Below are 26,728 nucleotides of genomic sequence, written 5' to 3'. Positions count from 1 at the left end.
CCGACGGCCGGTGCAGCGCCCCGACGGCCCCCCGCCCTTCCGGGCGGGGGGCCGTTGCCCTACAGTCACCTGACGCATCGTCAGATACAGCTGGGGCGCGGCACGCGCGGCGCCACCACGGCATCGCGGAGGGGACGCACATGCGCCTCGGACTCGCACTCGGCTACTGGGGCCGCGGCCCCGACCCGGCCCACCTCGACCTCGCCACCGAGGCCGAGAAGCTCGGCTACGACTCGGTGTGGACCGCCGAGGCCTGGGGCTCGGACGCCTTCACCCCGCTCACCTGGATCGCCGCGCACACCTCGCGGATCCGCCTCGGCACCGCCATCGCGCAGATGGCCGCCCGCTCCCCCACCGCCAGCGCCATGCACGCCCTGACCCTGGACCACCTCTCCGGCGGCCGGATGATGCTGGGCCTGGGCCTCTCCGGCCCCCAGGTGGTCGAGGGCTGGTACGGGCGCCCGTTCCCCTCGAGCCCGCTCACCGCGACCCGCGAGTACGTCGACGTCGTCCGCCAGGTGCTGCGCCGCGAGGCGCCCGTCGCCCTCGACGGCCGCTTCCACCGGCACCCGTACCGCGGGCAGGACGGCACCGGCATCGGCAAAGCGCTGAAGCCCATCACCCACCCGCTGCGCGCGGACCTGCCGCTCCTGCTGGGCGCGGAGGGGCCGAAGAACATCGCCCAGACGACCCGGATCGCGGACGGCTGGCTGCCCCTGTACTGGTCGCCGACCCGCACGGACGTGTACCGGTCCTCGCTCACCGACCTGCCCGAAGGGTTCATGATCGCCCCGATGGCCAGGGCCAAGGTCTGCGACGACGTCGCCGAGGGGCTGCTCCCGGTCAAGGCGATGCTCGGCTTCTACATCGGCGGGATGGGCCACGCGGCCCGCAACTTCCACGCCGACCTGATGGCGCGGATGGGCTACGAGGAGGAGGCCCGCCGCATCCAGGAACTGTTCCTCGCCGGGCGCCGGGAGGAGGCGGTCCTCGCCGTGCCGGACGCGTTCGCGGACGAGATCTCCCTGATCGGACCGCGCGAGCGGATCGCCGAACGCCTCGACCTGTGGCGGGCGGGCCCGGTCACCGACCTGCTCCTGACGGCCCCGGACCCGCACACCCTGCGCGTCCTGGCGGAGCTCAACGGCTAGGGGGTGTCTTTCGGTACAACTCCGATACGGAAATCGGATGTGACAGGGACTGACCGAAAGTAGATGATGATCGCCGCCGCCCGTCCTCTGCTTGAAGGAACTCCCTGTTGCGTCCCACTCGTGCGACCGCCCTGCTGACCGCGGGCCTGGTCACCTTCCTCGGGATGCCGGCCGCCGCCGCGGCCGACACCCCTTCCACGCTCTACGTGGACAACTCCTCCCTTGGCTGCTCCGATACCGGACCCGGTTCCGAGGGCACTCCGTTCTGCACGATCTCGGCGGCCACCAAGGTCGTGCAGCCCGGCCAGACCGTGCGGGTCCTCGCGTCCAAGGCGTACGACGAAGCGGTCACCGTCGACCGCTCCGGGGAGCCGGGCAAGCCGATTTCCATCGTCGCCGGACCGAACACCGGCAGCCTCGCCCGGGTCAAGGGCCTCAAGATCCAAGGCGCCTCCCATGTGGTGGTGCGCGGGCTGAGTTCCCCCGGAGGGGTCCAGGTCAGCCGTTCCACCGACATCGAGCTGGACCGGATCACCAGCTTCTCGACGACCGACCCCGCCTCCGTCGTCATCGGATGGGACAGTGCCGACGTGCGCGTGAGCAGGAGCTACCTGCTCTCCCCCGTCCGGATCGAGGGCGGCTCCCGGGGCACCGTGCTGAGCCGCAACCAGATCCGCGGCGGCATCACGGCGGCGGTCGACGCGGTCTGGGGCCCGGGCACCATCGTCACGAACAACACCCTCTACCTCAGCTGTGATGCGGCCGTCTCCTTCCGCAGCGCTTCCACCGGTTCCGGGGCCTTCAACAACCTGATCCACACCAGCACCCCCAAGTCGTGCATCAACTCCGGTCCCCGCAGCGGCATCCTGGTGGGGCAGGACTCCGTGACCGGCACCCGGGCCGACTACAACCTGCTGGCCGGCTTCCCGGCGGACGGGGTGGTCCCCTACAAGTGGGCCGAGGTCGTCCACACCACCTCGGCGGCGCTCCAGGCCGCGACCGGCCAGGGCGCGCACGACATTCTGACCCCGACGGGCTCGGACGTCGGCCCGTGGGAGCGTTCCCCCACCGTCGACTCCGGCGACCCGACGGCGCCGGGCGTCCTGCCCACCGACTACAGCGGCTATCCCACGACGGACGACCCGCGGGTGCCCAACACGGGCAAGGACGGCGGGTTCATCGACCGCGGCGCCCACGAGTCCCAGGACGAAGTACGCGGCGTCCAGCTGGAGATCGCCCAGAACTGGGCCCCGGTCGGCACCACCGTCCAGGTGAAGGCGGTGGCGGACAACAACTGGCCCGGAACGCTCACCTACCGCTACGACTTCGGGGACGGGACGGCTCCGGTCGTCACCAAGGCGGCCACCGCCGAGCACGTCTACCAGTCGCCCTGCGCGTGCACGGTCCAGGTGAAGGCGATCACCGCCGTGGGGAAGGAGGCCTTCCGCCAGCAGTCGATCAAGGTGACCCCGGCCTCGCCGCTGGCCACGGCCTTCACCGCGCAGCCGTACCTGCCGAGCGCGAGCGACCCGAACCGGCTCGTGACGCCGCTGTCCGTCGAGGTCGACCCGCAGAGCGCCACCGCCCCGTGGCCGATCGCGCGGATGGACGTGGACTACGGCGACGGCGCGAAGGACACCGGCATCACGCCGGACCCGGTCCAGCACGCCTACAAGCAGCCCGGCACGTACAAGGTGACCGTGACGCTCACGGACATCAAGGGCGCCACCTCCACCGCCGAGCGGACGGTGCAGGTCGCCTACACCCCGGCCGGCTACGTCGCGGTCCTCCCGGCCCGCGTCCTGGACACCCGTACGACCGGCGCCCCCGTCCAGGGCGGTACCGCCACCCCGATCGACGTTCCCGTCCACTACTACAGCTCCGGCCCGCACCACACGGCCGGCGCGTCCGCCGTGGTCCTGAACGTGACCGTCACCGGTGCCACCGAGGACACCCACCTCAGCGTCTGGCCCTCGGGCCAGCCCCGCCCGGTGACCTCGAACGTCAACGTCAAGGCGGGCGGCACCTCCTCCAACACCGTCACCGTGCCCGTCGGCGCCGACGGCAAGATCTCCGCGCAGCTCAACTCCGGCAAGGCCGCGCTCGTCGTGGACTACGTCGGCCACTACCAGCCGAACACCGGGCAGCGGTTCACCCCGCTCGCCCCGACCCGCGTCGTCGACACCCGCACCGCGGGCGGCGCCCTGGCCGGCGGACAGGCCCGTACGGTGAAGGTCGCGGGCGTGGGCGGGATCCCCGCCGACGCCACGGCCGTCGCCCTCAACCTCACCGGCACCGGCGCGACCGAGAACGCCCACGTCATCGCGTACGTGGACCCGACCAGGCGCCCGGCCACCTCGAACCTCAACCTCGAACCCGGCAAGGACAAGTCCAACCAGGCCATCGTGCCCGTCGGCCCGAACGGCACCATCACCCTCTACACCAACACCGGCTCCACCCACCTGGTGCTGGACGCGGTCGGCTACTACGCCCAGGACGGCAAGGCCCTCTTCACCCCCGTCGTCCCGCAGCGCCTCGCCGACACCCGCAGCACCGGGAAGCTGGCCCCCGGCGCGACGGCCACCGTCGCCGGGATACCGGCGAACGCGATCGGTGCGGCCCTGAACGTCACCGCCACCGACACCACCGGCCCCGGCTTCCTCACCGTGTACGGACACGGCGGCACGCGCCCCGAGGCCAGCAGCCTCAACACCCGTCCCGGGGAGACCGTGCCCAACCACGTCACCACCCCGGTGGCCGAAGGCCGCGTCACCGTCTGGAACAGCTACGGCGGCGGCAACCACGTGATCACCGACCTGTTCGGCTACTTCACCCAGGGCTGACCTCGCCCGCAGCGCCCGCAGCACACCGGAGCCCCGGCCACCGCGCACACCGCGGTGACCGGGGCTCCGGCGTGTCAGGAGGAGGGGGTGTCGACGTCCGGGGCGTCCTGCGGCACGGCATCCAGCAGTTCGCGCAGGTCCAGCGGCATGACGGCGATCTCGATGCTCCCGCCGCGCTCGCCGGTCCCGTACGTACAGGTCACGATCCGCGATCCGGGGTTGATGGACATGCCCTCCTTCACGGACGGCGCCCGCACCCCGGTGGCCCGGCCGGCGGACAGCGCTACGGGCTCACCGCGCCGGGGCACCCAACGGGCCCCGCCGGGGCCGGGGAACACCCGGCCCATCCGCCAGCGGCCCGCGCCGGCCGGGTGCCGGGCCATGCACGGGATCCCGTCCGGCAGCCCGGCGGCGACCCGCTGCCGGTGCCTGCGCCGGACGAGCCACCCGACGCCGGCGGCGGCGGCCGCGAGGGCCAGGAACTCGGTCATCCGCCCATTGAAGCAGGCAGCCGGAAGGGCAGAGCGGCAGGCCGGACGGGCGACGCTGCCCGTCCGGCCCGCCGCCGGGATCCGGAGGTCTATCCACCGCTGAGCTGGGAGGCGCTCGGGACCTGGTCGGTCACCGGGGCGCCCGCGCTCTTGCCGGCGTCCTTGACGCCGCCGATGACGCCCTCGAAGGAGCTGATGTCCGCATCGCCCGCATCGCCCTTGCGCAGCTTGGTGCCCAGGCCCTTGAGGGATTCGATGCCGGCCGTCAGCGGGGCCACGGCCTTCGACAGCAGCGGGTCGCCCTTGGCGTTGTTCGCCGCCGCCTTCAGCCGGTTGTACGCGAAGGCGCCCGCGAGGCCCGCCTTGATGAGCGCGAACGTACGGCCCTTGGCGCCCTTCTTGAACTTGCCCGCGCGGTACGGCTTGATGATCCACTGGTACGTCGCCCCGGCCGCGAGCCCCGCGTTGGCGACGAACCGGGTCTTGGCGAACTTCTGTTTCTCCGCGGTGGTGCTGGGCGTGGGCTCGGCGGCGAGTGCCTCGTCGGTGCCCTGCGCGGCAACCGCCTCTGCGGCGAGCACCTGCGCGGCGAGCGCCTCGTCGGCGACCGCCTGCTGCGCGGCCACGGACACGGGCACGGTCTCGCGCTGGCCCCTGCTGCCGCCGGCGTCGCTGCTGCTGCACGCGGTTCCTCCTGCGACCAGCGCCGTGGACACGAGCAGTGCCGTGACGGCGCGGCGCAGCCGGGAGGTCCTGGGCAGGGACACGCTGCGCAGGGAGCCGCCGGTTATGGACACGCCGGTTATGGACACGCTGGTTGTGGACACGCTGGGTTGGGACACGTTGGCCTCCGGGGAGTGAGGTGTCTCCCGCAGAGTCACCCGGGCCCCGGTGATCCGCCACTTGGGGGACCCGTTCGGGTTTGCTCCGCCCGGCCGGGGCAAGACGCGCAGCATGCGCACACACACCCGAGTACACGCACGCGGAGGCGTTCAGGCCGGCCGGGTCGTCGCCGCGGTGGCGGACGTGCTGGCCTTCGTGATCGCCTTGTGGATCCTGCTGTATTTCCTCGACGCCAACCGGGGCAACGGCCTCGTGGAGTTCGTCCACGACGCCGCCACCTGGCTGGCCGGCTGGTCCTACGACCTGTTCACCTTCGACCGGGAATGGGTCCAGGTGGTGGTGGGCTACGGCGTGGCGGCGGTGGCGTACCTCGTCATCGGCCACCTCGTCGCGGGCCGGCTCTACCGGCTGTGACCGCGAGTTCCCGTACGGGCAGGCCTCCGTCCGCGGTGGCCTGCCCCTTCCTTGCCCGCAGCGCGCAGTGCGGAGCGGGCAGCGCGGCCTACCGGCAGCAGTCCGGCTCGAGTCCGGACGGCAGCTCCAGCCCCCCGAACACCGCCCCGGTGGCCTCGTCGCCGCCCAGCGCGGCCACGGCCAGCAGCAGCGACCCGGCCGTCCAGGTCGTCTGCTCGACCGGCCACACCGCCTTGTCCTCGAAGACGTAGCCCGTCCAGTACATGCCGTTGTCGGCGCGCAGGTGCGTGATGGAGCGCAGGATGTCCAGCGCCCGGTCCGACTCGCCCGTCGCCCACAGGGCCAGGGCGAGCTCGCAGGACTCCCCGCCCGTCACCCACGGGTTCGGCAGGACGCAGCGCACCCCGAGGTCCGGGACGACGAACTCGTCCCAGCGCTCCTCGATCCGCGCCTTGGCGTCGGCGCCGGTGAGGGCGCCGCCCAGCACCGGGTAGTACCAGTCCATCGAGTAGCGGGACTTGTCCAGGAACCGCTCCGGGTGCCGCCGGATCGCGTGCCCGAGGGCCCCGGCCGCCAGTTCCCAGTCCGGCTGCGGCTCCTCGCGGTGTTCGGCGATCGCCAGTGCGCACCGCAGCGCCTGGTGGATCGAGGAGGAGCCGGTGAGCAGGGCGTCCTTGACGGCCGTGCCGTCGGCCTCCCGCTTCCAGCCGATCTCGCCGCCCGGCTGCTGGAGCCCGAGCACGAACTCGGTCGCCGCGTAGACGACGGGCCACATGCGGTCCAGGAACGGGTCGTCGCCGGTGGCCAGGTAGTGGTGCCAGACCCCGACGGCTATGTACGCGACGAAGTTGCTCTCCAGGCTCGCGTCCTGCGGCTCGGCGGTGTCCACCCCCTCCGGCCGGTCGGCGTACGCCGCGTACCAGGAGCCGTCGGCGTTCTGGTGCCGGGCCAGCCAGTCGTAGGCCCGCTCCGCCGCCTCGTGCTCGCCCGCCGCGTCCAGCGCCATCGCGGCCTCGGTGTGGTCCCACGGGTCGAGGTGGTGTCCGCGGAACCACGGGATGGCCCCGTCGGAACGCTGCGCGGCGAGGATGCCGGCCACCGTCCCGGCGGCCTCCTCGGCGGTCAGCACCCCGTCCAGGACCAGGCGTTCGGTGCGCCCCGGCGAGCTCACTTCGCTGCGCCGACGGGCAGGTGGGGCTTCGTCGCGTACGCCACGAAGCTCTTGCCGATGAGCGGGTTGAGCGCCTGCTCCGCGAGCCGTGTGGCCAGCGGCTTCTTCATGATGTCCCAGACCAGCAGCTTGTGGTACGCCTTCACCGGCAGCGCCTGGTCGTTGTCGACGCCGAAGGCGCACTTGAGCCACCAGTACGGGGAGTGCAGTCCGTGGGCGTGGTGCGTGCCGTAGGGCTTGAGGCCGGCGGCCTTCATCTTGCCGAGCAGCTCGTCGGCCTTGTAGATGCGGATGTGGCCGCCCTCGACCTCGTGGTACGCGTCGGAGAGCGCCCAGCAGATCTTCTCCGGGCCGTAGCGCGGCACGGTGATGGCGATGCGGCCGCCCGGCTTGAGGACGCGGACCATCTCGGCGAGCACGCCCTTGTCGTCGGGGATGTGCTCCATCACCTCGGAGATGATGACGACGTCGAAGGACTCGTCGGGGAAGGGCAGGGCCAGCGCGTCGCCCTCCATGGCGGTGGCGGTGGCGCCGGCCGGGGCTTCGCCGGCCTCCTTCATGGCGGCGAACCACTTGGCGACCTCGCGGATCTCCTCGCCGTTGCGGTCGACTGCGACCACCTGGGCGCCGCGCCGGTAGCACTCGAAGGCGTGCCGGCCGGCGCCGCAGCCCAGATCGAGCACACGGTCGCCTGCGGCGAGCGGGAACCGGGAGAAATCGACGGTCAGCACGGGGTCCTGCCTTCGCGGTCGCGGGGGTGATCGGGGGTGGTGTGGAAAAGGCGGAAGGTCACCGCGCGCGGCGGGCGCGGCCGGCTGCCTGCTCGATGGCGGCGCGGTAGTGCGCGGCGGTGCCCTCGGCGGCTCTGGCCCAGGTGAACCGGGCCAGCACCCGCTCGCGTCCGGCGGCGCCGAGGCGGGCCCGCAGCGGCGCATCGCCCAGCAGCCGGCCCAGCGCTGCGGCCAGCGCGCCCGCGTCGCCCGGCGGCACCGCGAGGCAGGTTTCGCCGTCGGGGCCCGCTACCTCGGGGATCGCGCCGCCGGTGGTGGCGACCAGCGGGGTGCCGGTGGCCATGGCCTCGGCGGCGGGCAGCGAGAAGCCCTCGTACAGCGACGGCACGCAGGCGACCTGTGCGCTGCGCACCAGGTCGACGAGCTCGGCGTCGGTGATGCCCTTGACGAAGCGGACCGCGTCCTGGAGCCCGTACGAGTCGATCGCGCGGGCGACCGGACCCTGCTCGGCGCGCTTGCCGACGACCACGAGGTGGGCGTCGGGCTGTTCGGTCCGCAGCTTGGCGAGCGCCTCGACGAGGTGGACGAGGCCCTTGAGCGGGACGTCGGCGCTGGAAGTGGTGACGATGCGCCCCGGCACCTCGGCGACGGACGCGTCGGGCGACCACAGGTCGGTGTCGGCGCCGATGTGGACGACGTGGACGCGCTCGTTGCGGACGCCCAGGTGCTCGGCGATCTCCTGCTTGGAGGATCCGGAGACGGTCAGCACGGAGGGCAGCCGGCGGGCGACGCGCCCCTGCATCCGCGTGAAGCCGTACCAGCGGCGGACGGAGAGCCGCTTCTTGCGGTCCTTGGCGGCATCGAGGTCGAGCTGCCGGTCCACGGTGATGGGGTGGTGGATGGTGGTGACCAGCGGCGCGCCGAGGTCGGCCAGCAGACCGTAGCCGAGCGTCTGGTTGTCGTGGATGACGTCGAACTCGCCCGCGCGGGCGGCGAGGTGGCGCCGGGCCCGCAGCGAGAAGGTCAGCGGCTCGGGGAATCCGCCGGTCCACATGGTGGCGACCTCGAGCGCGTCGATCCAGTCCCGGTACTCGTCGCGCTTCGGGGTGCGGAACGGGTCGGGGTGGCGGTACAGGTCGAGGCTCGGCAGCTCCGTGAGCGTGGCGCCGGTGTCGAGGACCGGGTACGGCTGCGCGCCGATGACCTCGACGGAGTGCCCCAGCCTCACGAGCTCCCGCGAGAGGTGCCGGACGTAGACGCCCTGGCCGCCGCAGAACGGGTTCCCCTTATAGGTGAGGAGTGCGATGCGCAACGGGCGGTCGCCGTCGGTGGCGGAACCCGCGAAAGGGCTCGTCACCATGGCCTCAGCGGTCACTCTCGGCCCCCTTCTCCCTGCACTTTCGCCGGAGCGTAACCGCTCGCATAATGTAGAACAAGTTTCAGACTTGATCCGTCGAAGACCATTGAATCTACCGGCCGGAAACCCCACCGTAAGAGGCGGAGCAGGTGATTCGCGCCACGGCTTCGGCGCCTGAGATGCTGGCTGTCGATCACGTGCAGATCGCGATCTGAACAGCCCGGAAGTCAGCACCGCAACGACACGGAACGCCATGGAACGGGACAGATGACAGCGGATGCGAAAGCCGTCGCCACGACGGCGTCCCCTCCCCTGACGGAGCGCCAGGAGGCGCGCCGCCGCCGGATCCTGCACGCCAGCGCCCAGCTGGCCAGCCGGGGCGGTTTCGACGCCGTCCAGATGCGGGAGGTCGCGGAGGCGGCCGGGGTCGCGCTGGGCACCCTGTACCGGTACTTCCCGTCCAAGGTGCACCTGCTCGTCGCGACGATGCAGGACCAGCTCCAGCACATGCACACGACGCTCCGCAAACGTCCCCCGGCGGGCGAGGACCCGGCGGCCCGGGTCGCGGAAACGCTGATGCGGGCCTTCCGCGCGCTGCAGCGGGAGCCGCAGCTCGCCGATGCGATGGTCCGCGCCCTGACGTTCGCGGACCGGAGCGTGAGCCCCGAGGTGGACACGGTGTCCCGGCTGACCACGGCGATCATCCTGGACGCGATGGACCTGGACGCCCCGCCGACGGCGGAGCAGCTCTCCGCCGTCCGGGTGATCGAGCACACCTGGCACTCGGCGCTGATCACCTGGCTCTCGGGCCGCGCCTCGATCGCCCAGGTCAAGATCGACATCGAGACGGTCTGCCGCCTGATCGACATGACGGCCCCGTCGGCGGCCGGCGGGGCCGCCGCGACCTCCGGTACCACCCGAAAGGCCTGATCCCGCCGTACGCATGCACGCACGCGCGCACGCACGCATGCACGCAGCGGCCCGGCGGCGGCCGGTCTCCGCCGCCTCCGGGGCCGCCGTCCGGCGCTCCTCCGGTTGTCATTCCTCCGGGGGGAACACCGCCTCGCCGGTGGCTGCCAGGGTGATCATGATGGCCTCCACCGGGCAGCCCTCCGCCGCCGTCAGGACCGGCTCGTTCGCGTCCGTCTCCGGGTCCCGGGGATGGGACTGGCGCGCCGAGTCCAGGGCGAAGCCCTCCGGCGCGTGGTTCACGCACATCCCCGAGCCGATGCAGACCCCCCGGTCCACCTCCACCGTCCAGCGGTCACCCATGGCGCTCACGCACCCGCCGCGTAGCCCGCCGGCAGGTGGATCATCTTGTGCTCCAGGTACTCTCCGAGCCCCTCGGGCCCGAACTCCCGCCCCACACCGCTGTTCTTGTAGCCGCCGAACGGCCCCAGCATGTCCAGGCTGAAGGTGTTCACGTTGAACGTGCCCGTCCGCACCTGCCGGGCGAAGCCGATGCCGTGCTCGACGTCCCCCGTCCAGACGCTGCCGCTCAGTCCGAACTCCGAATCGTTGGCGACCCGCACCGCCTCCGCCTCGTCCCCGTACGGGATCAGGCAGACGACCGGCCCGAAGATCTCCTCGCGGGCGATCCTCATCGAGTTGTCCACGTCCCCGAACAGCGTCGGCTCCACGTACCAGCCCTGCTCCAGCCCGGCCGGGCGGCCTCCGCCCGCCAGGACCTTCGCACCCTCCTCCTGGCCGATCCGGATGTAGTCCAGCGACCGCTGCTGCTGCCGCCTGGCCACCAGCGGCCCGAGCTGCGTCGCCGGGTCCAGCGGGTCGCCGACCACCAGCGCGCCCGCCGCGGCCGCGAGCGCCTCGGCGACCTCCTCGTACCGGCTGCGCGGCGCGAGCACGCGGGTCTGGGCCACGCAGGCCTGCCCGTTGTTCATCCAGGCCGCCGGGACGATCCCCGCGATGGTGGACTCGAGGTCGGCGTCCGGCAGGATCACGGCGGCGGACTTGCCGCCGAGTTCGAGCGTGACCCGGCTCAGGTTGCGGGCGGCGACCTCCATCACCCGCTTGCCGGCGGCGACCGAGCCGGTGAACGCCACCTTGTCGACGCCGGGGTGGCCGACCAGGTACTCGCTGACCTCCCGGCCGGCGGGCAGGATCGACAGCACACCCTCCGGCAGCCCGGCCTCCCGCGCGATGTCGGCGAGGATGTACGAGTCCAGCGGCGACTCGGGGGACGGCTTCAGGATCACCGTCGAGCCCGTCAGCAGCGCCGGCGCGAGCTTGGCGGCGGCCACGAACTGCGGCACGTTCCACGGTATGACGGCCGCGACCACGCCCACCGGCTCCCGGCGCACCAGGATCGGCCCGAGCACGCCCTGGCGGTGCTCCTCGTACGGGTAGGCGCGCGCGACCTGGATCGCGGCGTCGTAGACCATCATCGGGCCGAGCGCCTGAGCGAGGACGCTCCAGGAGTACGGCGAACCGTTCTGGGAGCTGATCGACCGGGCGATCTCCTCGTGCCGGACGGCGATCGCGTCCTTGATCCGGGTGACCACGGCGATCCGCTCGTCCAGGGACATGCGGGGCCAGGGGCCCTCGTCGAAGGCCCGGCGGGCGACGGCGACGGCACGGTCCACGTCCGCGCGGGAGGCGTGCGGGACACTGCCGATGACCTGCTCGGTGTGGGGGGAGACGATCTCGATCGTGTCGGTGCCCAGCGGATCCGTCCACTCCCCGCCGATGAACAGGTGTCCGTGTTCCACGAGCTCGGTCATGGCTGCTGCCTCCTGCGGCTTGGCTTTCCCGAACTGATACCAGTTCTAGTTCTAGGAGTCCACGGCCAGGACGGAACAGCCCGGAAGGTCCAGCGAAGGGTTACGGCTAGTCAGAACGGGCCGCAGATGGTCGACTTGGGCGACTACTGCAACACGTTCTCGTGAGAGTGAGCCGGGCGGCGCAGGCGCGGCCGGGCGCAGACAGGGAGCCCCCATGCCGCAGGACACCCCGCCGCAGGACACGCCGCTGACCGGACCCGGGGCCACGCCCCCCGTCACCCCGCACGTCACCGATCACGGCGGCGGCGTCCACGGCATCAAGGTGCCGATCCCCGACAACCCGCTCGGCCACACCCTCGTCCACGTCCTCGACACCGACCGCGGCCCCGTCCTCGTCGACACCGGCTGGGACGACCCCGCGTCCTGGGACACCCTCGTCTCCGGCCTCGGCGCCCTCGGCATCGCGATCGCCGACGTCCACGGCGTGGTCATCACCCACCACCACCCCGACCACCACGGCCTGTCCGGCCGGGTCCGCGAGGCCTCCGGCGCCTGGATCGCCATGCACGCCGCCGACACCGAGGTCGTCGTACGGACCCGCTCCGCCGAGCCCGCCGTCTGGTTCGACTACATGGGCGAGAAGCTGGCCACCGCCGGAGCCCCCGAGGAGCACATCGCCCCCCTGCGGGCCGCCCGTGCGAGCGGCCGCATCCGCACCCTGCCCGGCCTGTCGGCCGCCGTCCCCGACCGGGAGATCGTCCCCGGCGAGCTGCTCCCCCTCGCCGGGCGGCGGCTGCGCGCCATCTGGACCCCGGGGCACACCCCCGGCCACGTCTGCCTGCACCTGGAGGAACGACACCCGGCGAACCTCCCCGGCAACGGCCGCCTCTTCTCCGGGGACCACCTCCTGCCCGGGATCTCCCCGCACATCGGCCTCTACGAGGCCCCGGAGGACACCCGGGTCACCGACCCGCTCGGCGACTACCTCGACTCCCTCGAGCGGATCGGCCGCCTCGACCCCGCCGAGGTGCTCCCGGCCCACCAGCACGCCTTCACCGACGCCCCGGCCCGGGTCCGCGAGCTGCTGCGCCACCACGAGGAGCGGCTGACCGGGCTGTGGGAACTGCTGGCGGAGCCGCTGACCCCGTGGGGGCTGGCGGAGCGCATGGAGTGGAACAGGCCCTGGGCGCAGATCCCGTACGGCTCCCGCAACATCGCCGTCTCGGAGGCGGAGGCCCATCTGCGGCGGCTGGTGAAGCAGGGCAGGGCCGAGGCGGTCCCGGGCAGCGACCCGGTCACGTACCGCGCGCTGTGACGTCGGCCCCGCCGGCCCGCCTGCCCCGCCTGCCCCGGCAGTCCGTCGGTAAGGGGCGCTACGCCCCGACGCCACCCTTCCGGACTGCTACGGGCCGGTACAGTAACCCCGTCGTCCACCCTTCCGTACGGGAAGAAGCCGGTGCGATTCCGGCGCTGACCCGCAACCGTGACCCGCCCGGGCCCCGCCGGGCGGGAAGTCGGACCGCCCCGTACGCGAGGTGCGCGGCTCGAGCCGCCGGAGCCCCCGGCGGCCGGCACCGTCGAGGTAAACGGAGCCGGAGCCCGGTGCCTTGTGCGCGCCTGCCTCCTGCTCCCCAGCACGAGAGGCACCCGCCCCCATGAACGTCCGCCGCAGCGCCGCCGCGCTCGCCGCCTCCGCCGTGCTCTGCGTGGGCGCCGCCCCCGCAGCCCTCGCCGCGCCCTCCCCCTCCGCCCCGCCGGCCCCCGTGATCCCGTCCGGGCTGTACGGCAAGAACGACCCGACGTACGACGGCGTGTGGCGCCAGTCCTTCGCGCTGCTGGCCCAGCAGACGGTCGGCGTCAAGCCGGCCGAGGAGGCCGTTGCCTGGCTCGCCGGCCAGCAGTGCGCGAACGGCGGCTTCGCCTCCTTCCGCGCGGACGCGGGCGCCGCCTGCGACGACAAAACGATGTTCGACACGAACGCCACCGCGATGGCCGTGCAGGCGCTGAAGGCGCTGGGCGGCCAGGACGCGGCGGTGAAGAAGGGCGTGGACTGGCTGAAGTCCGTCCAGAACGAGGACGGCGGCTGGGCCTTCGTGCCCGGCACCCCCAGCGAGGGCAACTCCACCTCCCTCGTGATCAGCGCGCTGGCCGTGGCGGGAGAGAAGCCGGCCGAGGTGAAGTCGAAGGCGGGCAAGTCCGCGTACGAGGGCCTGCTCGCCTTCCAGCTGGGCTGCGCCGCCGAGCCGGCCGCCGACCGGGGCGCCTTCGGGTACCAGCCGGCCGACGGCAAGCTCCCGGCCAACGCCGACGCCACGGCCGCCGCGGTCCTGGCCGGCCTCGGCCAGGGGGCGGTCGTGGCACCTGCCGCGACGGACACCCCGGCCGTCCCGCTCGCCTGCCCGGCGGGCGCCACCGACCCGGCGGCCGCCGCCCAGGGCGCGGCCGGCCACCTGGCCGAGACGCTGAAGAAGGACGGCCACCTCACGGCCGTCACCCCCGGCGCCGACCAGCCGACCGCGGACACCGGCAACACCGCCGACGCGGTGATCGCCCTGGCCGCGGCCGGGCACAAGCAGTCGGCGGCGGGCGCGCTGGAGTGGCTGAAGGCCAACTCGGCGCAGTGGGCCCAGGGCAGCCCGGCGGCGCTCGGCACCCTGGTGCTGGCCGCACACGCGACGGGCACGGACCCGAAGTCCTTCGGCGGCACGGACCTGGTGACGGCCCTGAACGCAACGGGCCCGGCCCCGAAGACGGGCGAGTCGCCGGCGCCGAAGCCCAAGGAGGAGTCGAAGTCCTCCGACCAGAACGTGTGGTGGATCGTGGGCGCGGGCCTGGCGGCCGGCATGGGCATCGGCGTCCTCCTCAGCGGCCGCCGGAAGAAGAACCAGCTCTGATGCGCCGCCGCAGCCCGACCACCCCGCTGGCCCTCGCGTTCGGCATCGTCCTCACGCTGCTGGCGGCCTCCCCCGCGCCGGCGGCGGGCTACCGCTACTGGTCGTTCTGGGAGGGCACGGGAGGCCAGTGGCAGTACGCCACGCAGGGCCCCTCGACGGCCCGCCCGGCGGACGGATCGGCCCTGGGCTTCCGCTTCGCGGTGAGTCAGGACGCGGCGGCCGAGGCGGCGAAGCCGCGCGCTGCGGCCGACTTCGCGTCGGTCTGCGCAGCCGCTCCGGCCGTGGAGGGCCGCAAGCGGATCGCCGTGGTCGTCGACTTCGGTGTCCCGGCGGACGCCCCGGCGGGCGACGCCCCGCCGCAGGACACCCCGCGCACGGCCTGCGCCCAGGTCGCCCCGGACGCCACGGCGGCCGAGGCCCTGGCGGAGGTCTCCAAGCCGCTCCGCTACAACAGCGCGGCGCTGCTGTGCGCGGTGTCGGGCTACCCGAAGCAGGGCTGCGGTGAACAGATCGCCGACGCAGCACCCGAGCCGACGCACGCAGCGCCCAAGGACGGAGGCCCGTCGACGGGCCTCCTGGCCGGCCTGGCGGCGGTGGCCGCCCTTGCGGCGGCCGCAGTCTGGCAATCCCGCCGCCGCAACCGATGACCCCCACCCCCGCGGAGCTCCCCCACCCGGCACAGCCGCAACCCACCCCGGCCGCCACCCCGCGCCCCGCGGGGGACGACTCCACCCGAAGCCCCCACCCGGCACAGCCGGAGGCGACCGGGCGGGTGGCTCGGGCGGGGTCGCGGCCCCTGGAGGCCGGCCCTGCCGAGCATCCGCGGCCGACGGCTTCCGCCGGCGCCCGGCGCACGGCGCAGGACGGCCTCGCGGCCGCGGCCGCTGTCGGGGGTGCCCGCACGCGCAGTCCGCTCCGCTCGGGCGGTGCGGGGCGGACCCGCCGGCCCGCAGACGACGGCTCGATCCCGGCCGGGCCCGGACCCGCCGGGGCGGGCGACGCCGGGTCGTGGCCGACGTACGAGAAGAGCCGGGTCCGCCGCTTGGCCGCGCCGCAGGCCCGTCGGGGGAACGCCCTGCACGCGGGGGCGTGGTGGCTCTGGGCGCTCGGCCTCGCCACGGCCGCCTCCCGCACCACCAATCCCCTTCTCCTCGGCCTGATCGTCGGCGTGGCCGGCTACGTCGTGGCCGCGCGCCGGACCTCCGCCCCCTGGGCCCGTTCGTACACCGCCTTCCTCAAGCTCGGCGTCTTCGTCATAGGGATCCGTCTCCTGTTCTCCGTGCTGCTCGGCTCCCCGATCCCCGGCGCGCACGTCCTGCTCACCCTCCCCGAGGTGCCGCTGCCCGCGTGGGCGGCCCAGGGCATCCGCATCGGCGGCCGCGTCACCGCCGAGCAGCTCGTCTTCGCCTTCTACGACGGCGCCAAGCTGGCCGCCCTCCTCGTCTGCGTCGGCGCCGCGAACGCCCTCGCCAACCCGGCCCGGCTGCTGAAATCCCTCCCGGCCGCCCTCTACGAGGCCGGCGTCGCCGTCGTCGTCGCCATGACCTTCGCGCCGAACATGGTCGCCGACGTCGCCCGCCTGCGGACCGCCCGCCGCCTGCGCGGCCGCCCCACCGGCGGCGTCAAGGCGGTCCTCCAGATCGGCCTGCCCGTCCTGGAGGGCGCCCTCGAACGCTCCGTCGCCGTCGCCGCCTCGATGGACGCCCGCGGCTACGGCCGTACCGCGCAGGTCCCGCCCGCCGTCCGGCACACCACCAACGTCCTCACCCTCGGCGGTCTGCTCGGCATGTGCGCGGGCACGTACGGGCTGCTGGCCGCCGAGGGCGCCGGGTACGGGCTGCCGGTCCTGTTCATCGGCCTCGCCCTGGCGCTCGCGGGGCTGCGCCTCGGCGGCCGGCGCAGCATCCGGACCCGCTACCGGCCCGACCGCTGGGGGTGGCGCGCGTGGCTGGTCGCCGGGTCGGGCGCGGCCGTCGCGGCCGTCCTGATCCGCGCCGCGGCCGTCGACCCGGACGCCCTCCTCCCCGGCGTAGTCCCCTTGGTCACCCCCACGCTCCCGCTGTGGCCGGCAGCCGCGATCCTGATCGGCCTGCTCCCCGCCTTCGTGGCGCCCGTACCTCCGAAGGAGGCATCGCAGTGATCCGCTTCGAGCAGGTGTCGGTCACGTACGACGGCGCCGCGCAGCCCACCCTCCGCGATGCCGACCTGGTGATCCCGGAGGGCGAGCTCACGCTCCTGGTCGGCCCGTCGGGCGTCGGCAAGTCGACCCTCCTGGGTGCGGTCTCCGGCCTGGTCCCGCATTTCACCGGGGGCACGCTGCGGGGCCGCGTCACCGTCGCCGGCCGCGACACCCGCACCCACAGGCCGCGCGAACTCGCCGACGTCGTGGGCACGGTCGGCCAGGACCCGCTCGCGCACTTCGTGACGGACGTGGTCGAGGACGAGCTCGCCTACGGCATGGAGTCCCTGGGCCTGGCCCCGGCCGTCATGCGCCGACGGGTCGAGGAGACCCTGGACCTGCTGGGCCTGAACGAGCTGCGCGACCGCCCCATCGCCACCCTCTCCGGCGGCCAGCAGCAGCGGGTCGCGATCGGCTCGGTCCTGACCCCGCACCCGAAGGTCCTGGTCCTGGACGAGCCCACGTCGGCGCTGGACCCGGCGGCCGCCGAGGAGGTCCTGGCGGTCCTCCAGCGCCTGGTCCACGACCTGGGCACGACGGTCCTGATGGCGGAGCACCGCCTGGAGCGGGTGGTCCAGTACGCGGACCGGGTCCTCCTCCTCCCGGCCCCGGGCGCGGCGCCGGTCCTGGGCAGCCCGTCCGAGATCATGGCCGTCTCCCCGGTCCACCCTCCGGTGGTGGCCCTGGGCCGCCTGGCGAACTGGTCCCCCCTCCCCCTCTCGATCCGCGACGCCCGCCGCCGGTCCCCCTCTCTCCTCTCCCGCCTGGCCCTGGCAACCCCGGCCCCCCTGCCCCACCACTCGACCGCGGCCCAGCCGGTGTCCCCGCTCCCGCCGGGCACTCCGCCTCAACCGCCCACCTCGGCCCAGCCGGGATCCCCGGTCCCGGCGGGCACCCCGGCTCAATCGCCCACCTCGGCCCCGCAGGCACCCCCGGCTTCACCGCCCACCCCGACCCGCCCGGCATCGCCCACCCCGCACCCCTCCGCGGCCCAGCCGGGATCCCCGCTCCCGCCGGGCAACCCGGCTCCGCCGCACCATCCAGCCCCGCCGGCGTTTGAGGCGCGGGGGTCCGGGGGCGGAGCCCCCGTCACGCGGCGGAGCCGCATGACGCAGTGCAGCGGGAAGGGGCGGGGTGGGGAAGAAGCCCCGCGCAGCGGCCCCGTCCCCCGCCCCGGCCTCTTGGCGCGCCTGCTCCGCCGGAGTGAGCCTGCCCGCAGCCCCGCGACGGGGACCGGCCCCGCCACCGGTACCGGAACCGGAATCGGAACCGGCAGCGCGACCCCGACCGCGGCCGGAGCCGGCACTGGCACAGGCACAGGCACGCGAAGCGGCAGCGGCACCCCGGCGGAGCCAGTGGCCAAGGCAACCGCCCTCTCGCTCCGCCGCGGCCGCGCCGAAGTGCTCCACGGCATCGACTTCTCCGTGGCCCCCGGCGAGACCATCGCCCTCATGGGCCGCAACGGCGCCGGCAAGTCCACCCTCCTGGCCACCCTCATCGGCACGCTCGCCCCCACCACCGGCACCGTGACCGTCGCCGGCCGCACCCCCCACCGCACCGCCCCGCAGGAGATGGTCCGCCGCGTCGGCCTCGTCCCGCAGGAACCCCGCGACCTCCTCTACGCCGACACCGTGGCCGCCGAGTGCTCCGCCGCCGACGCCGACGCCGGCGCGGCCCCCGGCACCTGCCGGGACCTCGTCCGCGCCCTGCTCCCGGATGTCCCCGACGACACCCATCCCCGCGACCTCTCCGAGGGCCAGCGCCTGGCCCTGGCGCTGGCCCTCGTACTCACCGGCCGTCCCGCGCTGCTCCTGCTCGACGAGCCCACCCGCGGTCTGGACTACGCCGCCAAGGCCCGCCTGATCGAGATCCTCCGGGGCCTCGCCGCCGACGGGCACGCGATCGTCCTGGCCACCCACGACGTGGAGCTCGCCGCCGAGCTGGCCCACCGGGTGGTGATCGTGGCCGGCGGTGAGATCGTCGCGGACGGCCCGACCGCCGAGGTCGTCGTGTCGTCCCCGGCCTTCGCCCCCCAAGTGGCCAAAATCCTGGCCCCGGGCCACTGGCTCACGGTGACCCAGGTCGCGAAAGCCCTGGCCGCAGCCGAGGCCGCAGATAAGGCAGGGTCAACGGCAGCGACAGGGCCAGGGACAGAGACACAGACGCAGACACAGGCAGAGGCCGCCCCATGACCCACCCCGCCCGCCCCCTCCGCATCGGCCCCCGTGCCGCCGCCGCCCTGCTCCTCGTCACCCTCATCGGCATCGCGGCCTTCGCCTGGCCCCTCCTCGCCGACCGCCAGTCCGGCCTGGCCCACTCCCAGGACGCCCCCTGGCTCTTCGCGGCGCTGCTCCCCCTCCTCGTCGCCGTAGTCGTCGCGACCATCGCCGACCAGGGCATGGACGCCAAGGCGGTGGCCATGCTCGGCGTACTCGCCGCGGTCGGGGCCGCCCTGCGGCCGCTGGGCGCCGGCACGGCCGGCCTCGAGCCGATGTTCTTCCTGATGGTGCTCAGCGGCCGCGTCCTCGGCCCCGGCTTCGGCTTCGTCCTCGGCTCGGTCACGATGTTCGCCTCCGCCCTGCTCACGGGCGGGGTCGGGCCGTGGATGCCGTTCCAGATGCTGGCGATGGGCTGGTTCGCGCTGGGCGCCGGGCTGCTGCCCGGCGCGATGGGGGTCCCCCCTGATCGAGCGAAGCGGAGAGCCTGGGGGAGGCTCCGGGGCCGGGCGGAGCTGCTGATGCTGGCGGCGTACGGCTTCGTGGCCTCGTTCGCGTACGGCACGCTCATGAACCTGCAGGGCTGGGTGCTCCTGCAGGGCATGGGCCAGGGCATCTCGTTCCACCCGGGGGACCCGGTCGGCGCCAACCTGGCCCGCTTCCTCGCGTACTGCGCGGCGACCTCGCTCGGCTGGGACCTGGGCCGGGCCGCGCTGACCGTCGTACTGACCCTCGCGATCGGCGGCACGCTGCTGAAGGCGCTGCGGCGGGCGGTGCGGAAAGCGGCGTTCGAGGCACCCGTTTCCTTCGGTTCGGGTTGAAAGTGGCCCCGCGCACACCCCATTTCGCGTAACGAATGAACACATTCGGTGACATTCAGGCCGTTTCCCGGTGACCCGCCCCACAGGACCCACGTCACATACGGCGCGCATTAGTAGTCCCCGCAGGCCCTTCCCGCCCCCCGGAAACCGGCCCTCCACCTGCACGAACAAGGGCGAAGGCGCCCCACGCCCCGACGCCCCCGGCTGCGAGGGCGGCTAGTAATCGGGGTCGTTGCCAGAGCCTCCGGGACCTGGCTAACTGGTGTTGTCGCTACGGCGGCCGGGGCCTTCGCCCCCCGCCCGACGAACCCCTCTCCTCCGCGTGAGTGGCTCACGCATGTCCTCGGCATGCCCGCGACCGCCCTGTCCCCTTCGGAAGGTTCATCCGTGTCCAACGCTGTCATCCGCCGCATCGCCGCCTCCAAGAAGACCCTCGCCGGCTCCATCGTCGCCCTGGGCGTCGCCGGCTCCATGCTCGCCACGGTTCCCGCTCAGGCGGCCCCGACGAGCGCCAAGGCGATCGCACACCAGATGATCAAGGACCCGGCCCAGTTCGCCGCCTTCGACAAGATCATTTCCCATGAGAGCGGCTGGGACCACACCGCCACGAACGCCTCCTCGGGTGCGTACGGCCTGGCCCAGGCCCTGCCGGGCTCGAAGATGGCCTCCGCGGGTGCCGACTGGAAGACCAACCCGGCCACCCAGATCAAGTGGGGCCTGGACTACATGAACTCCCGCTACGGCAGCCCGGTCGGCGCGTGGAACTTCTGGCAGGCCAACCACTGGTACTAAGCCACCAGTGAGCGCTCGGCTGCACGAGCAGTGCGAAGGCCCCGGTGGCCGGACCTCCCCAGGTCCGGCCGCCGGGGCCTTCTGTTTCCCATCCCACAGGGTTCAGTGGACGCCGCGCCCGCTCACAGCCGCTGGATGATCGTCCCGGTCGCCAGCGCGCCGCCCGCGCACATGGTGATCAGCGCGAATTCCTTGTCGCGGCGCTCGAGCTCGTGCAGCGCGGTGGTGATCAGCCGGGCCCCGGTCGCGCCGACGGGGTGGCCGAGCGCGATGCCGCCGCCGTTGACGTTGACCTTCTCCAGGTCCTGTTCGAAGACCTGGGCCCAGCTGAGGACGACGGAGGCGAAGGCCTCGTTGATCTCGACCAGGTCGATGTCCTTGAGCGACATCCCGGCCTTGCCGAGCACGGCCCGCGTCGCGTCGATCGGCCCGTCGAGGTGGTAGTGCGGGTCGGCGCCGACCAGGGTCTGGGCGACGATCCGGGCGCGCGGCCTGAGCTTGAGCGCGCGGGCCATCTTCCGTGAGGCCCACATCACGGCGGCGGCCCCGTCGGATATCTGCGAGGAGTTCCCGGCGGTGTGCACGGCGGTCGGCATGACCGGCTTGAGCCGGGCCAGCGCCTCCATACTGGTGTCGCGCAGCCCCTCGTCGCGGTCGACCAGCCGCCACATGCCCTGCCCGGCGCGCTGCTCCTCCTCCGTCGTCGGGACCTGGACGGCGAAGGTCTCCCGCTTGAACCGCTCCTCGGCCCATGCGGTGGCGGCCCGCTCCTGGGAGAGCAGGCCGAGCCGGTCGACGTCCTCGCGGCTCAGGCCCCGGTGGCGGGCGATGCGCTCGGCGGCTTCGAACTGGTTCGGGAGGTCGACGTTCCACTCGTCCGGGAAGGGCTTGCCGGGGCCGTGCTTGGAGCCGGAGCCCAGCGGCACGCGGCTCATCGCCTCGACGCCGCAGGCGATGCCGATGTCCATGACACCGCCGGAGATCATGTTGGCGACCATGTGGTTGGCCTGCTGGGAGCTGCCGCACTGGCAGTCCACGGTGGTCGCGGCGGTCTCGTACGGCAGGCCCATGGCGAGCCAGGCGTTGCGCGCCGGGTTCATGGACTGCTCGCCGGCATGGGTCACGGTGCCGCCGACGATCTGCTCGACGCAGTCGGGCTGGATTCCGGTCCGGGCGAGGAGCTCGCGGTACGTCTCGCCGAGGAGGTAGGCGGGATGGAGGTTGGCGAGCGCGCCCCCGCGCTTGCCGATGGGGGTGCGTACGGCTTCGACGATGACGGGTTCCGCGGCCATGAGCTCGTCCTCTCCTGCACTGTGCCGACGCGGCGGGCCGTCCCGGCGCCCCGCCCGAACTAGTACGCGTTCTAGTTCTCCTCGCAGTCTTATGACCCGGAGGCCCGGCACGCAAGGGTCTTGCACGCGCCTTACACGGATTCCACACGCAACAGTTGGCGCGAGGACCCTTGTCACTTCTGGAACTCGTTACTACCTTCGAGCCAACTTCTGATGGGCCGTCAGACTTTGGAGTCGCCCGATGCCCTGTCCCGCGCTGCCCGAAGGCTTCGACGCCACCGACCCCGACCTCCTCCAGGACCGGGTCCCCTTCCCCGAGTTCGCACAGCTGCGGCAGACCGCCCCCGTGTGGTGGTGCCCCCAGCAGCGCGGCATCACCGGCTTCGACGACGAGGGCTACTGGGTCGTGACCCGGCACGCGGACGTCAAGTACGTATCCACGCACCCGGAGTTGTTCTCCTCCACCACCAATACGGCGATCATCCGCTTCAACGAGCACATCCAGCGCGAGCAGATAGATGCCCAGCGCCTGATCATGCTGAACATGGACCCGCCGGAACACACCCGCGTACGCCAGATCGTGCAGCGCGGTTTCACCCCGCGGGCCATCCGCGGCCTGGAGGGGGCCCTGCGCGACCGGGCCCGGAAGATCGTCGCGAAGGCGCTGGAGGCCTCGGCGGACGGCAGCTTCGACTTCGTCACGCAGGTCGCGTGCGAGCTCCCGCTGCAGGCGATCGCCGAACTGATCGGCGTACCGCAGGAGGACCGCCTGCGCATCTTCGACTGGTCGAACAAGATGATCGCGTACGACGACCCCGAGTACGCGATCACCGAGGAGGTCGGCTCCAACGCGGCGATGGAGCTCATCGGCTACGCCATGAACCTGTCCGCCGCCCGCAAGGAGTGCCCGGCCAAGGACATCGTCACGCAGCTGGTGGCGGCCGAGGGCCAGGGCAACCTCGGCTCCGACGAGTTCGGCTTCTTCGTACTGCTCCTGGCGGTCGCCGGCAACGAGACCACGCGCAACGCCATCAGCCACGGCATGCACGCCTTCCTGACCCACCCCGACCAGTGGGAGCTGTACAAGGCGACCCGGCCGGCGACGGCCGCCGAGGAGATCGTCCGCTGGGCCACCCCGGTGGTGTCCTTCCAGCGCACCGCCACCCAGGACACCGAGCTGGGCGGCCAGAAGATCGAGGCGGGCGACCGGGTGGGGCTGTTCTACTCCTCCGCCAACCACGACCCCGAGGTCTTCACCGACCCCGAGCGCTTCGACATCACCCGCGACCCGAACCCGCACCTCGGCTTCGGCGGCGGCGGCCCGCACTTCTGCCTCGGCAAGTCCCTGGCCATCATGGAGATCGACCTGATCTTCAACGCGCTCGCCGACACCCTGCCCGCCCTGCGGCTGACCGGCGAGGAACCGCGTCGGCTGCGCGCCGCCTGGCTCAACGGAATCAAGGAGCTCCGGGTCAGCCACGGTTGAGCGCGTGTCCGTGGCCGTACCGGTTACACGGCGGCAGGGGTCGCTCCTCCCACGTCCCCGGCCCCTGCCGTCCGCCGGAACGCCGCCGGGGAGCACACGCCAGGGAACGCACGCCGGGGGCGCGCCCAGCGTGCGAATGGGGCGCTTCAGGGGCGCACGTATGCCGGATTGTTGACTTCCGGACCATTGTCCTGAGACCGGCGGAGCGTCACACTGCGCGGATGAACCTTCACGCTGCCGATACAGACACCGCTCACCGGGTGGATGCCCGCTGGCAGCGGCTGCCCACGACGTGGCGGCTGATCCAGGAGCGCGGCGGGCCCGAGACGCTCTGCCGCGGTGTCATCGACCTCATCGAGGCCGCCGCCGCGCAGCCGCAGCTGCGTCGGCTGTACCCGTTCACCCGCCAGTGGACCCTGTGGTTCAGCTCCCGCGCCCGCCACCCCTTCGAGGTGGAGGCACCCGCCGTCGAGCCCACGCCCGACGGCCGCTTCCGGGTGCGCAGCCCCAGCCTGAACACCGTCATCGCCGAGGCCGACACCGCCGAGGCCGCCATCGCGCTCGTCGTGGAGGGGCTCTCCGCGGGCGGGGCGGCGGCCCGTTGATCGCCCCGGGTGGCGCAGGTGCCGCCGACGGCGGATCCTGACAGGACGCGGCGATCCACCGAAGGGGTGCCGGGGCGGGCACACGGCCTGCCCCGACACCCCTTCGCGTTGCGGAATCCGCCCCTCAGGCCCGGCCGCTCAGGCCCGGCCGCTCAGGCCCGGCCGCGGGTGGCGGCGCCCACGCGCTCCGGCTCGCGCGGCCGCGGCACGCTCAGCCCGGCCGGCAAGGCGGCGCCGCGCGGTCCCGACAGTACGTACACGAGCCCGAACCCGGCGCCGATGACGACCGCGCCGCCGACCGCGTCGAGCACCCAGTGGTTGGCGGTGGCGACGATCGCGCACACCGTGATCAGCGGGTGCAGCGCACCGAGGAGCTTCTGCCAGCCCTTCGGCGCGAGCGTGATGATCACGACCCCGCACCACAGCGACCAGCCGAAGTGCAACGAGGGCATCGCCGCGTACTGGTTGGAGATCGCGGTCATCGCCCCGTACTGCGGATTGGCCAGGTCCTGCGGCCCGTGCACGGTGTCGATGAAGCCGAGCGCGGGCATCAGCCGTGGCGGCGCCAGCGGGTACAGCCAGAAGCCGACGAGCGCGAGGACGGTGGCCAGGCCCAGGGAGGCGCGGGCCCAGCGGTAGTCGCCCGGCCTGCGCCAGTACAGGACCGCCAGGATCGTCAGCGGCACCACGAAGTGGAACGACGTGTAGTAGAAGTCGAAGAACTTCTCCAGCCAGGGCAGGTTCACGACGGCGTGGTTGACGGCGTGCTCGATGTCGATGCCCAGCGCCCGCTCGACGGCGTGGATCTGGCTCCCGTGCCCTTCGGCGACGCTTCGACTGCTCGGCGCGGCGGCCCGGATGTGCGAGTACAGCGAGTACCCCACCCGTATCAGCAGCAGCTCCAGCAACAGGTTGGGGCGCGACAGCACGCGCCGCCAGAACGGCAGCAGCGGCACCCGCGACCACCGGGCGGCGGCCGCCCGGCTGTACTCCGTGGCGACGGGCTCGCGCCAGTACGGCGAGGAGCGCGGCAGGAACGGCACCGCGCAGGCCGCCGCCAGCGCGGCGAGCAGCAGCACGTTGTCCCGTACGGGGGCCAGCGCGGCCAGGTTGGGCAGCAGCACGTCGGCGGGCAGCGTCATGGCGAGCACCACGGCCACCGGCCACACGGGCCGGTCCGCGGCCCGCTTGCCGACCTTGCCGGCCACCGCGAGCAGCACCCACAGCAGCTGGTGGCGCCAGCCGGTCGGCGCCACGGCGACGGCCACGCAGCCGGTGACGGCCACGGCGAGCAGCAGCTGGCCGTCACGGGCGTAGCGGGCCGCGCGGCGCAGCCCGGCCCAGACGATCCCGGCCGCGAGCACGGCGTACAGCAGGATCTCGAGGGGGCCGCTCAGGCCGAGCCGCAGCAGCGCGCCGTGCACGGACTGGTTGGCGAGGCTGTCCGGGGCGCCGCCGAGGCCGGTGCCGGCCAGATGGTGGACCCAGTACGTCCAGGAGTCGCGCGGCAGGGCCGCCCAGGACAGGGCGGTGGCCGCGGCGAACGTCACGGCGGCGGCCTTGGCGGTGGGGCGGCGGCCGGTGAGCCACAGCAGCGGCGCGAACAGCAGCAGGGCCGGCTGGAGCGCGGCGGCGAGCCCGACGAGGAACCCGGCCGGGCGCTCGCCGGGCACCCGGAACACGGCCAGCAGCACCAGCAGCACGGGCAGGACGGCGGTCTGGCCCGGCGAGGCCGCGGCGCGGACGGGCAGCGACACCATCATCAGGCCGACCAGCGCGGGCGCGGCGAGCAGCGCGGTGCGCCGCGGCACCGGGTCGGGCAGGCCGCGCGCGGCGACCAGCCCGACGGCGGCGACGAACAGCAGCGTCACGCAGGTCCAGGCCACTTCCAGGGAGGGCGCCGCAAGACCGAGGAACGGCCGCAGGACCAGCCCGGCGAAGGGGCTCCCGGTGAACTGGCCGCCGTCGTAGAGCGAGCCGGGAAAACTGCTGGTGAGCTGGAACTCGCTGAGCCACTCGCCGGGTGGCACGCGCAGCACTGCGGCGGCCTGTCTGACGGCGAGGACGCCGGCCAGCGCCCACAGGAGGAACCGCGCCGCCCCCAGCCTGCCGCTACCGCCTATGACCCCGGCATGTCCGTTCGCACCACTGTGCTCCGCCGCGTTAGCCACGCCTCGCCGGCCTCCCGCCCTGTTGACCGCAACCTTGACTTCGCCTGGCTGCCGCGTTTCATGCACCGCTTCATTACCTGGGAGGACGATATCCCGCACGGGATCCCTAGGATGGCGGGCATGAGCATCGTGAAGATCAACGCACTGACCGTGCCCGCCGAGCAGCGGGAAGTCCTGGAGCAGCGCTTCGCCTCGCGGGCGGGTGCCGTGGAGGGTTCGGACGGGTTCGAGTGGTTCGAGCTGCTGCGTCCCGTGGAGGGGACGGACCAGTACCTGGTCTACACGCGGTGGCGGTCGGAGGAGGACTTCCAGGCGTGGATGGAGGGGCCCATGAAGGCGGCGCACCAGGGCGGTGGCGCGGGCGGGGGCGCGGGCTCCGGCGAGCGCCCGAAGCCGGCGGCCTCGGGCTCGACGGTGTGGTCGTTCGAGGTCGTGCAGCAGGCGGCACCGAAGCCGCAGGGCTGAGGCGGGGCGGCCCTAGAGGCGGGACGAGGAGGCCGGGGAAGTCGGCCGCTGTTTCCAGGACGGGC

The 26,728-nt window shown here is 73.3% G+C and carries 23 protein-coding genes and 1 riboswitch; of the genes, 14 read left to right on the top strand and 9 right to left on the bottom strand.

All coding sequences use genetic code 11. The annotated features are described in order from the left end of the window. The first annotated feature begins 140 nt into the window (after positions 1-140). Both IF09_RS0102770 and IF09_RS0102765 read left to right on the top strand, forming a co-directional pair. Positions 141-1,151, top strand: a complete 1,011-nt coding sequence (locus IF09_RS0102770) for an LLM class F420-dependent oxidoreductase (RefSeq protein ID WP_030291481.1) — start codon at positions 141-143, stop codon at positions 1,149-1,151. 107 nt (positions 1,152-1,258) lie between these two features. Next, complete coding sequence (locus IF09_RS0102765; RefSeq protein ID WP_030291480.1) at positions 1,259-3,994, top strand: PKD domain-containing protein; 2,736 nt, start codon at positions 1,259-1,261, stop codon at positions 3,992-3,994. A 74-nt stretch (positions 3,995-4,068) separates the two neighbouring features. Here IF09_RS0102765 and IF09_RS0102760 read toward each other — a convergent pair whose 3' ends face one another. Both IF09_RS0102760 and IF09_RS0102755 read right to left on the bottom strand, forming a co-directional pair. Beyond that, a complete protein-coding gene (locus IF09_RS0102760; protein WP_030291479.1) occupies positions 4,069-4,485 on the bottom strand; it encodes a hypothetical protein in 417 nt (138 codons plus the stop codon). A gap of 89 nt (positions 4,486-4,574) precedes the next feature. Then, positions 4,575-5,282: a hypothetical protein gene (locus IF09_RS0102755; protein WP_418953012.1), complete on the bottom strand. Its 708-nt coding sequence runs from the start codon at positions 5,280-5,282 to the stop codon at positions 4,575-4,577. Positions 5,283-5,439: 157 nt separating this feature from the next. Between IF09_RS0102755 and IF09_RS0102745 the strand changes: the two genes are divergently transcribed. After that, positions 5,440-5,742 carry a hypothetical protein gene (locus tag IF09_RS0102745; protein WP_078613024.1) on the top strand — a complete coding sequence of 101 codons (303 nt, stop codon included), beginning with the start codon at positions 5,440-5,442 and terminating at the stop codon, positions 5,740-5,742. A gap of 88 nt (positions 5,743-5,830) precedes the next feature. On the opposite strand, the gene IF09_RS0102740 is transcribed toward IF09_RS0102745, so the two are convergent. The 3 genes from IF09_RS0102740 to IF09_RS0102730 are packed head-to-tail and all read right to left on the bottom strand — an operon-like array spanning position 5,831 to position 9,019. Next, the gene (locus tag IF09_RS0102740) at positions 5,831-6,913 is read right to left on the bottom strand and encodes a prenyltransferase (RefSeq protein WP_030291476.1); all 1,083 of its coding nucleotides are present in this window, start codon (positions 6,911-6,913) and stop codon (positions 5,831-5,833) included. Then, entirely contained in the window at positions 6,910-7,644 is a 735-nt protein-coding gene (locus IF09_RS0102735; RefSeq protein WP_030291475.1) for a class I SAM-dependent methyltransferase, read from the bottom strand. The genes IF09_RS0102740 and IF09_RS0102735 overlap by 4 nt, the downstream gene beginning before the upstream one ends. A gap of 58 nt (positions 7,645-7,702) precedes the next feature. Beyond that, the gene (locus IF09_RS0102730) at positions 7,703-9,019 is read right to left on the bottom strand and encodes a glycosyltransferase family 4 protein (RefSeq protein WP_030291474.1); all 1,317 of its coding nucleotides are present in this window, start codon (positions 9,017-9,019) and stop codon (positions 7,703-7,705) included. A 249-nt stretch (positions 9,020-9,268) separates the two neighbouring features. Between IF09_RS0102730 and IF09_RS0102725 the strand changes: the two genes are divergently transcribed. Beyond that, positions 9,269-9,931 (top strand): TetR family transcriptional regulator, encoded by a 663-nt coding sequence (locus IF09_RS0102725; protein ID WP_037633780.1) that lies wholly within the window; start codon positions 9,269-9,271, stop codon positions 9,929-9,931. A 108-nt stretch (positions 9,932-10,039) separates the two neighbouring features. Here the strand turns inward: IF09_RS0102725 and IF09_RS0102720 are convergent, their stop codons facing one another. Further along, positions 10,040-10,273 carry a ferredoxin gene (locus IF09_RS0102720; RefSeq protein WP_030291472.1) on the bottom strand — a complete coding sequence of 78 codons (234 nt, stop codon included), beginning with the start codon at positions 10,271-10,273 and terminating at the stop codon, positions 10,040-10,042. Between the two features lie 5 nt (positions 10,274-10,278). Beyond that, positions 10,279-11,742 carry an aldehyde dehydrogenase gene (locus IF09_RS0102715; protein WP_030291471.1) on the bottom strand — a complete coding sequence of 488 codons (1,464 nt, stop codon included), beginning with the start codon at positions 11,740-11,742 and terminating at the stop codon, positions 10,279-10,281. 214 nt (positions 11,743-11,956) lie between these two features. Here IF09_RS0102715 and IF09_RS0102710 point away from each other — a divergent pair, with 214 nt between their 5' ends. From IF09_RS0102710 to IF09_RS0102680, 7 genes are all read left to right on the top strand, one after another. Then, on the top strand, positions 11,957-13,057 hold the full coding sequence (locus tag IF09_RS0102710) for an MBL fold metallo-hydrolase (RefSeq protein ID WP_051832036.1): 1,101 nt from the start codon (positions 11,957-11,959) through the stop codon (positions 13,055-13,057). Between the two features lie 137 nt (positions 13,058-13,194). Next, a riboswitch (cobalamin riboswitch) is annotated at positions 13,195-13,261 on the top strand. Positions 13,262-13,397: 136 nt separating this feature from the next. Then, positions 13,398-14,636, top strand: coding sequence for a prenyltransferase/squalene oxidase repeat-containing protein (locus IF09_RS0102705; RefSeq protein ID WP_030291469.1), 1,239 nt, complete (start codon positions 13,398-13,400; stop codon positions 14,634-14,636). Continuing rightward, positions 14,636-15,283: an SCO2322 family protein gene (locus IF09_RS0102700; RefSeq protein WP_030291468.1), complete on the top strand. Its 648-nt coding sequence runs from the start codon at positions 14,636-14,638 to the stop codon at positions 15,281-15,283. The genes IF09_RS0102705 and IF09_RS0102700 overlap by 1 nt, the downstream gene beginning before the upstream one ends. A 317-nt stretch (positions 15,284-15,600) precedes the next feature. Next, entirely contained in the window at positions 15,601-16,776 is a 1,176-nt protein-coding gene (locus IF09_RS0102695) for a cobalt ABC transporter permease (protein ID WP_030291467.1), read from the top strand. Next, on the top strand, positions 16,773-19,007 hold the full coding sequence (locus IF09_RS42525; RefSeq protein ID WP_078613023.1) for an ATP-binding cassette domain-containing protein: 2,235 nt from the start codon (positions 16,773-16,775) through the stop codon (positions 19,005-19,007). The genes IF09_RS0102695 and IF09_RS42525 overlap by 4 nt, the downstream gene beginning before the upstream one ends. Continuing rightward, positions 19,004-19,852, top strand: coding sequence for an ECF transporter S component (locus tag IF09_RS0102685; RefSeq protein WP_030291465.1), 849 nt, complete (start codon positions 19,004-19,006; stop codon positions 19,850-19,852). The genes IF09_RS42525 and IF09_RS0102685 overlap by 4 nt, the downstream gene beginning before the upstream one ends. Positions 19,853-20,239: 387 nt before the next feature. Beyond that, positions 20,240-20,644 (top strand): transglycosylase SLT domain-containing protein, encoded by a 405-nt coding sequence (locus IF09_RS0102680; RefSeq protein WP_030291464.1) that lies wholly within the window; start codon positions 20,240-20,242, stop codon positions 20,642-20,644. Between the two features lie 122 nt (positions 20,645-20,766). Here the strand turns inward: IF09_RS0102680 and IF09_RS0102675 are convergent, their stop codons facing one another. After that, on the bottom strand, positions 20,767-21,936 hold the full coding sequence (locus tag IF09_RS0102675; RefSeq protein ID WP_030291463.1) for a steroid 3-ketoacyl-CoA thiolase: 1,170 nt from the start codon (positions 21,934-21,936) through the stop codon (positions 20,767-20,769). Positions 21,937-22,177: 241 nt separating this feature from the next. Between IF09_RS0102675 and IF09_RS0102670 the strand changes: the two genes are divergently transcribed. Next, positions 22,178-23,422: a cytochrome P450 gene (locus IF09_RS0102670; protein WP_030291462.1), complete on the top strand. Its 1,245-nt coding sequence runs from the start codon at positions 22,178-22,180 to the stop codon at positions 23,420-23,422. A gap of 221 nt (positions 23,423-23,643) precedes the next feature. Next, on the top strand, positions 23,644-24,027 hold the full coding sequence (locus IF09_RS0102665) for a DUF6193 family natural product biosynthesis protein (protein ID WP_158709899.1): 384 nt from the start codon (positions 23,644-23,646) through the stop codon (positions 24,025-24,027). 152 nt (positions 24,028-24,179) lie between these two features. On the opposite strand, the gene IF09_RS0102660 is transcribed toward IF09_RS0102665, so the two are convergent. Continuing rightward, positions 24,180-26,198 (bottom strand): bifunctional glycosyltransferase 87/phosphatase PAP2 family protein, encoded by a 2,019-nt coding sequence (locus IF09_RS0102660; RefSeq protein WP_078613022.1) that lies wholly within the window; start codon positions 26,196-26,198, stop codon positions 24,180-24,182. 120 nt (positions 26,199-26,318) lie between these two features. On the opposite strand from IF09_RS0102660, the gene IF09_RS0102655 reads away from it, so the two are divergent. Continuing rightward, on the top strand, positions 26,319-26,663 hold the full coding sequence (locus tag IF09_RS0102655) for an antibiotic biosynthesis monooxygenase family protein (protein ID WP_030291459.1): 345 nt from the start codon (positions 26,319-26,321) through the stop codon (positions 26,661-26,663). Positions 26,664-26,728: the final 65 nt, after the last annotated feature.

It is taken from the genome of Streptomyces katrae, assembly GCF_000717655.1.
Classification (GTDB): domain Bacteria; phylum Actinomycetota; class Actinomycetes; order Streptomycetales; family Streptomycetaceae; genus Streptomyces; species Streptomyces katrae_B.
This window is presented reverse-complemented; position numbering and strand designations above follow the sequence as displayed.

Bases quoted from the DNA above. Each gene is read 5' to 3' on its own strand.
- IF09_RS0102760 (WP_030291479.1), bottom strand. From the start codon at position 4,485: ATGACCGAGTTCCTGGCCCTCGCGGCCGCCGCCGCCGGCGTCGGGTGG.
- IF09_RS0102705 (WP_030291469.1), top strand. From the start codon at position 13,398: ATGAACGTCCGCCGCAGCGCCGCCGCGCTCGCCGCCTCCGCCGTGCTC.
- IF09_RS0102710 (WP_051832036.1), top strand. From the start codon at position 11,957: ATGCCGCAGGACACCCCGCCGCAGGACACGCCGCTGACCGGACCCGGG.
- IF09_RS0102745 (WP_078613024.1), top strand. From the start codon at position 5,440: ATGCGCACACACACCCGAGTACACGCACGCGGAGGCGTTCAGGCCGGC.
- IF09_RS0102700 (WP_030291468.1), top strand. From the start codon at position 14,636: ATGCGCCGCCGCAGCCCGACCACCCCGCTGGCCCTCGCGTTCGGCATC.
- IF09_RS0102685 (WP_030291465.1), top strand. From the start codon at position 19,004: ATGACCCACCCCGCCCGCCCCCTCCGCATCGGCCCCCGTGCCGCCGCC.
- IF09_RS0102665 (WP_158709899.1), top strand. From the start codon at position 23,644: ATGAACCTTCACGCTGCCGATACAGACACCGCTCACCGGGTGGATGCC.
- IF09_RS0102675 (WP_030291463.1), bottom strand. From the start codon at position 21,936: ATGGCCGCGGAACCCGTCATCGTCGAAGCCGTACGCACCCCCATCGGC.
- IF09_RS0102715 (WP_030291471.1), bottom strand. From the start codon at position 11,742: ATGACCGAGCTCGTGGAACACGGACACCTGTTCATCGGCGGGGAGTGG.
- IF09_RS0102670 (WP_030291462.1), top strand. From the start codon at position 22,178: ATGCCCTGTCCCGCGCTGCCCGAAGGCTTCGACGCCACCGACCCCGAC.
- IF09_RS0102655 (WP_030291459.1), top strand. From the start codon at position 26,319: ATGAGCATCGTGAAGATCAACGCACTGACCGTGCCCGCCGAGCAGCGG.
- IF09_RS0102770 (WP_030291481.1), top strand. From the start codon at position 141: ATGCGCCTCGGACTCGCACTCGGCTACTGGGGCCGCGGCCCCGACCCG.
- IF09_RS0102725 (WP_037633780.1), top strand. From the start codon at position 9,269: ATGACAGCGGATGCGAAAGCCGTCGCCACGACGGCGTCCCCTCCCCTG.
- IF09_RS0102720 (WP_030291472.1), bottom strand. From the start codon at position 10,273: ATGGGTGACCGCTGGACGGTGGAGGTGGACCGGGGGGTCTGCATCGGC.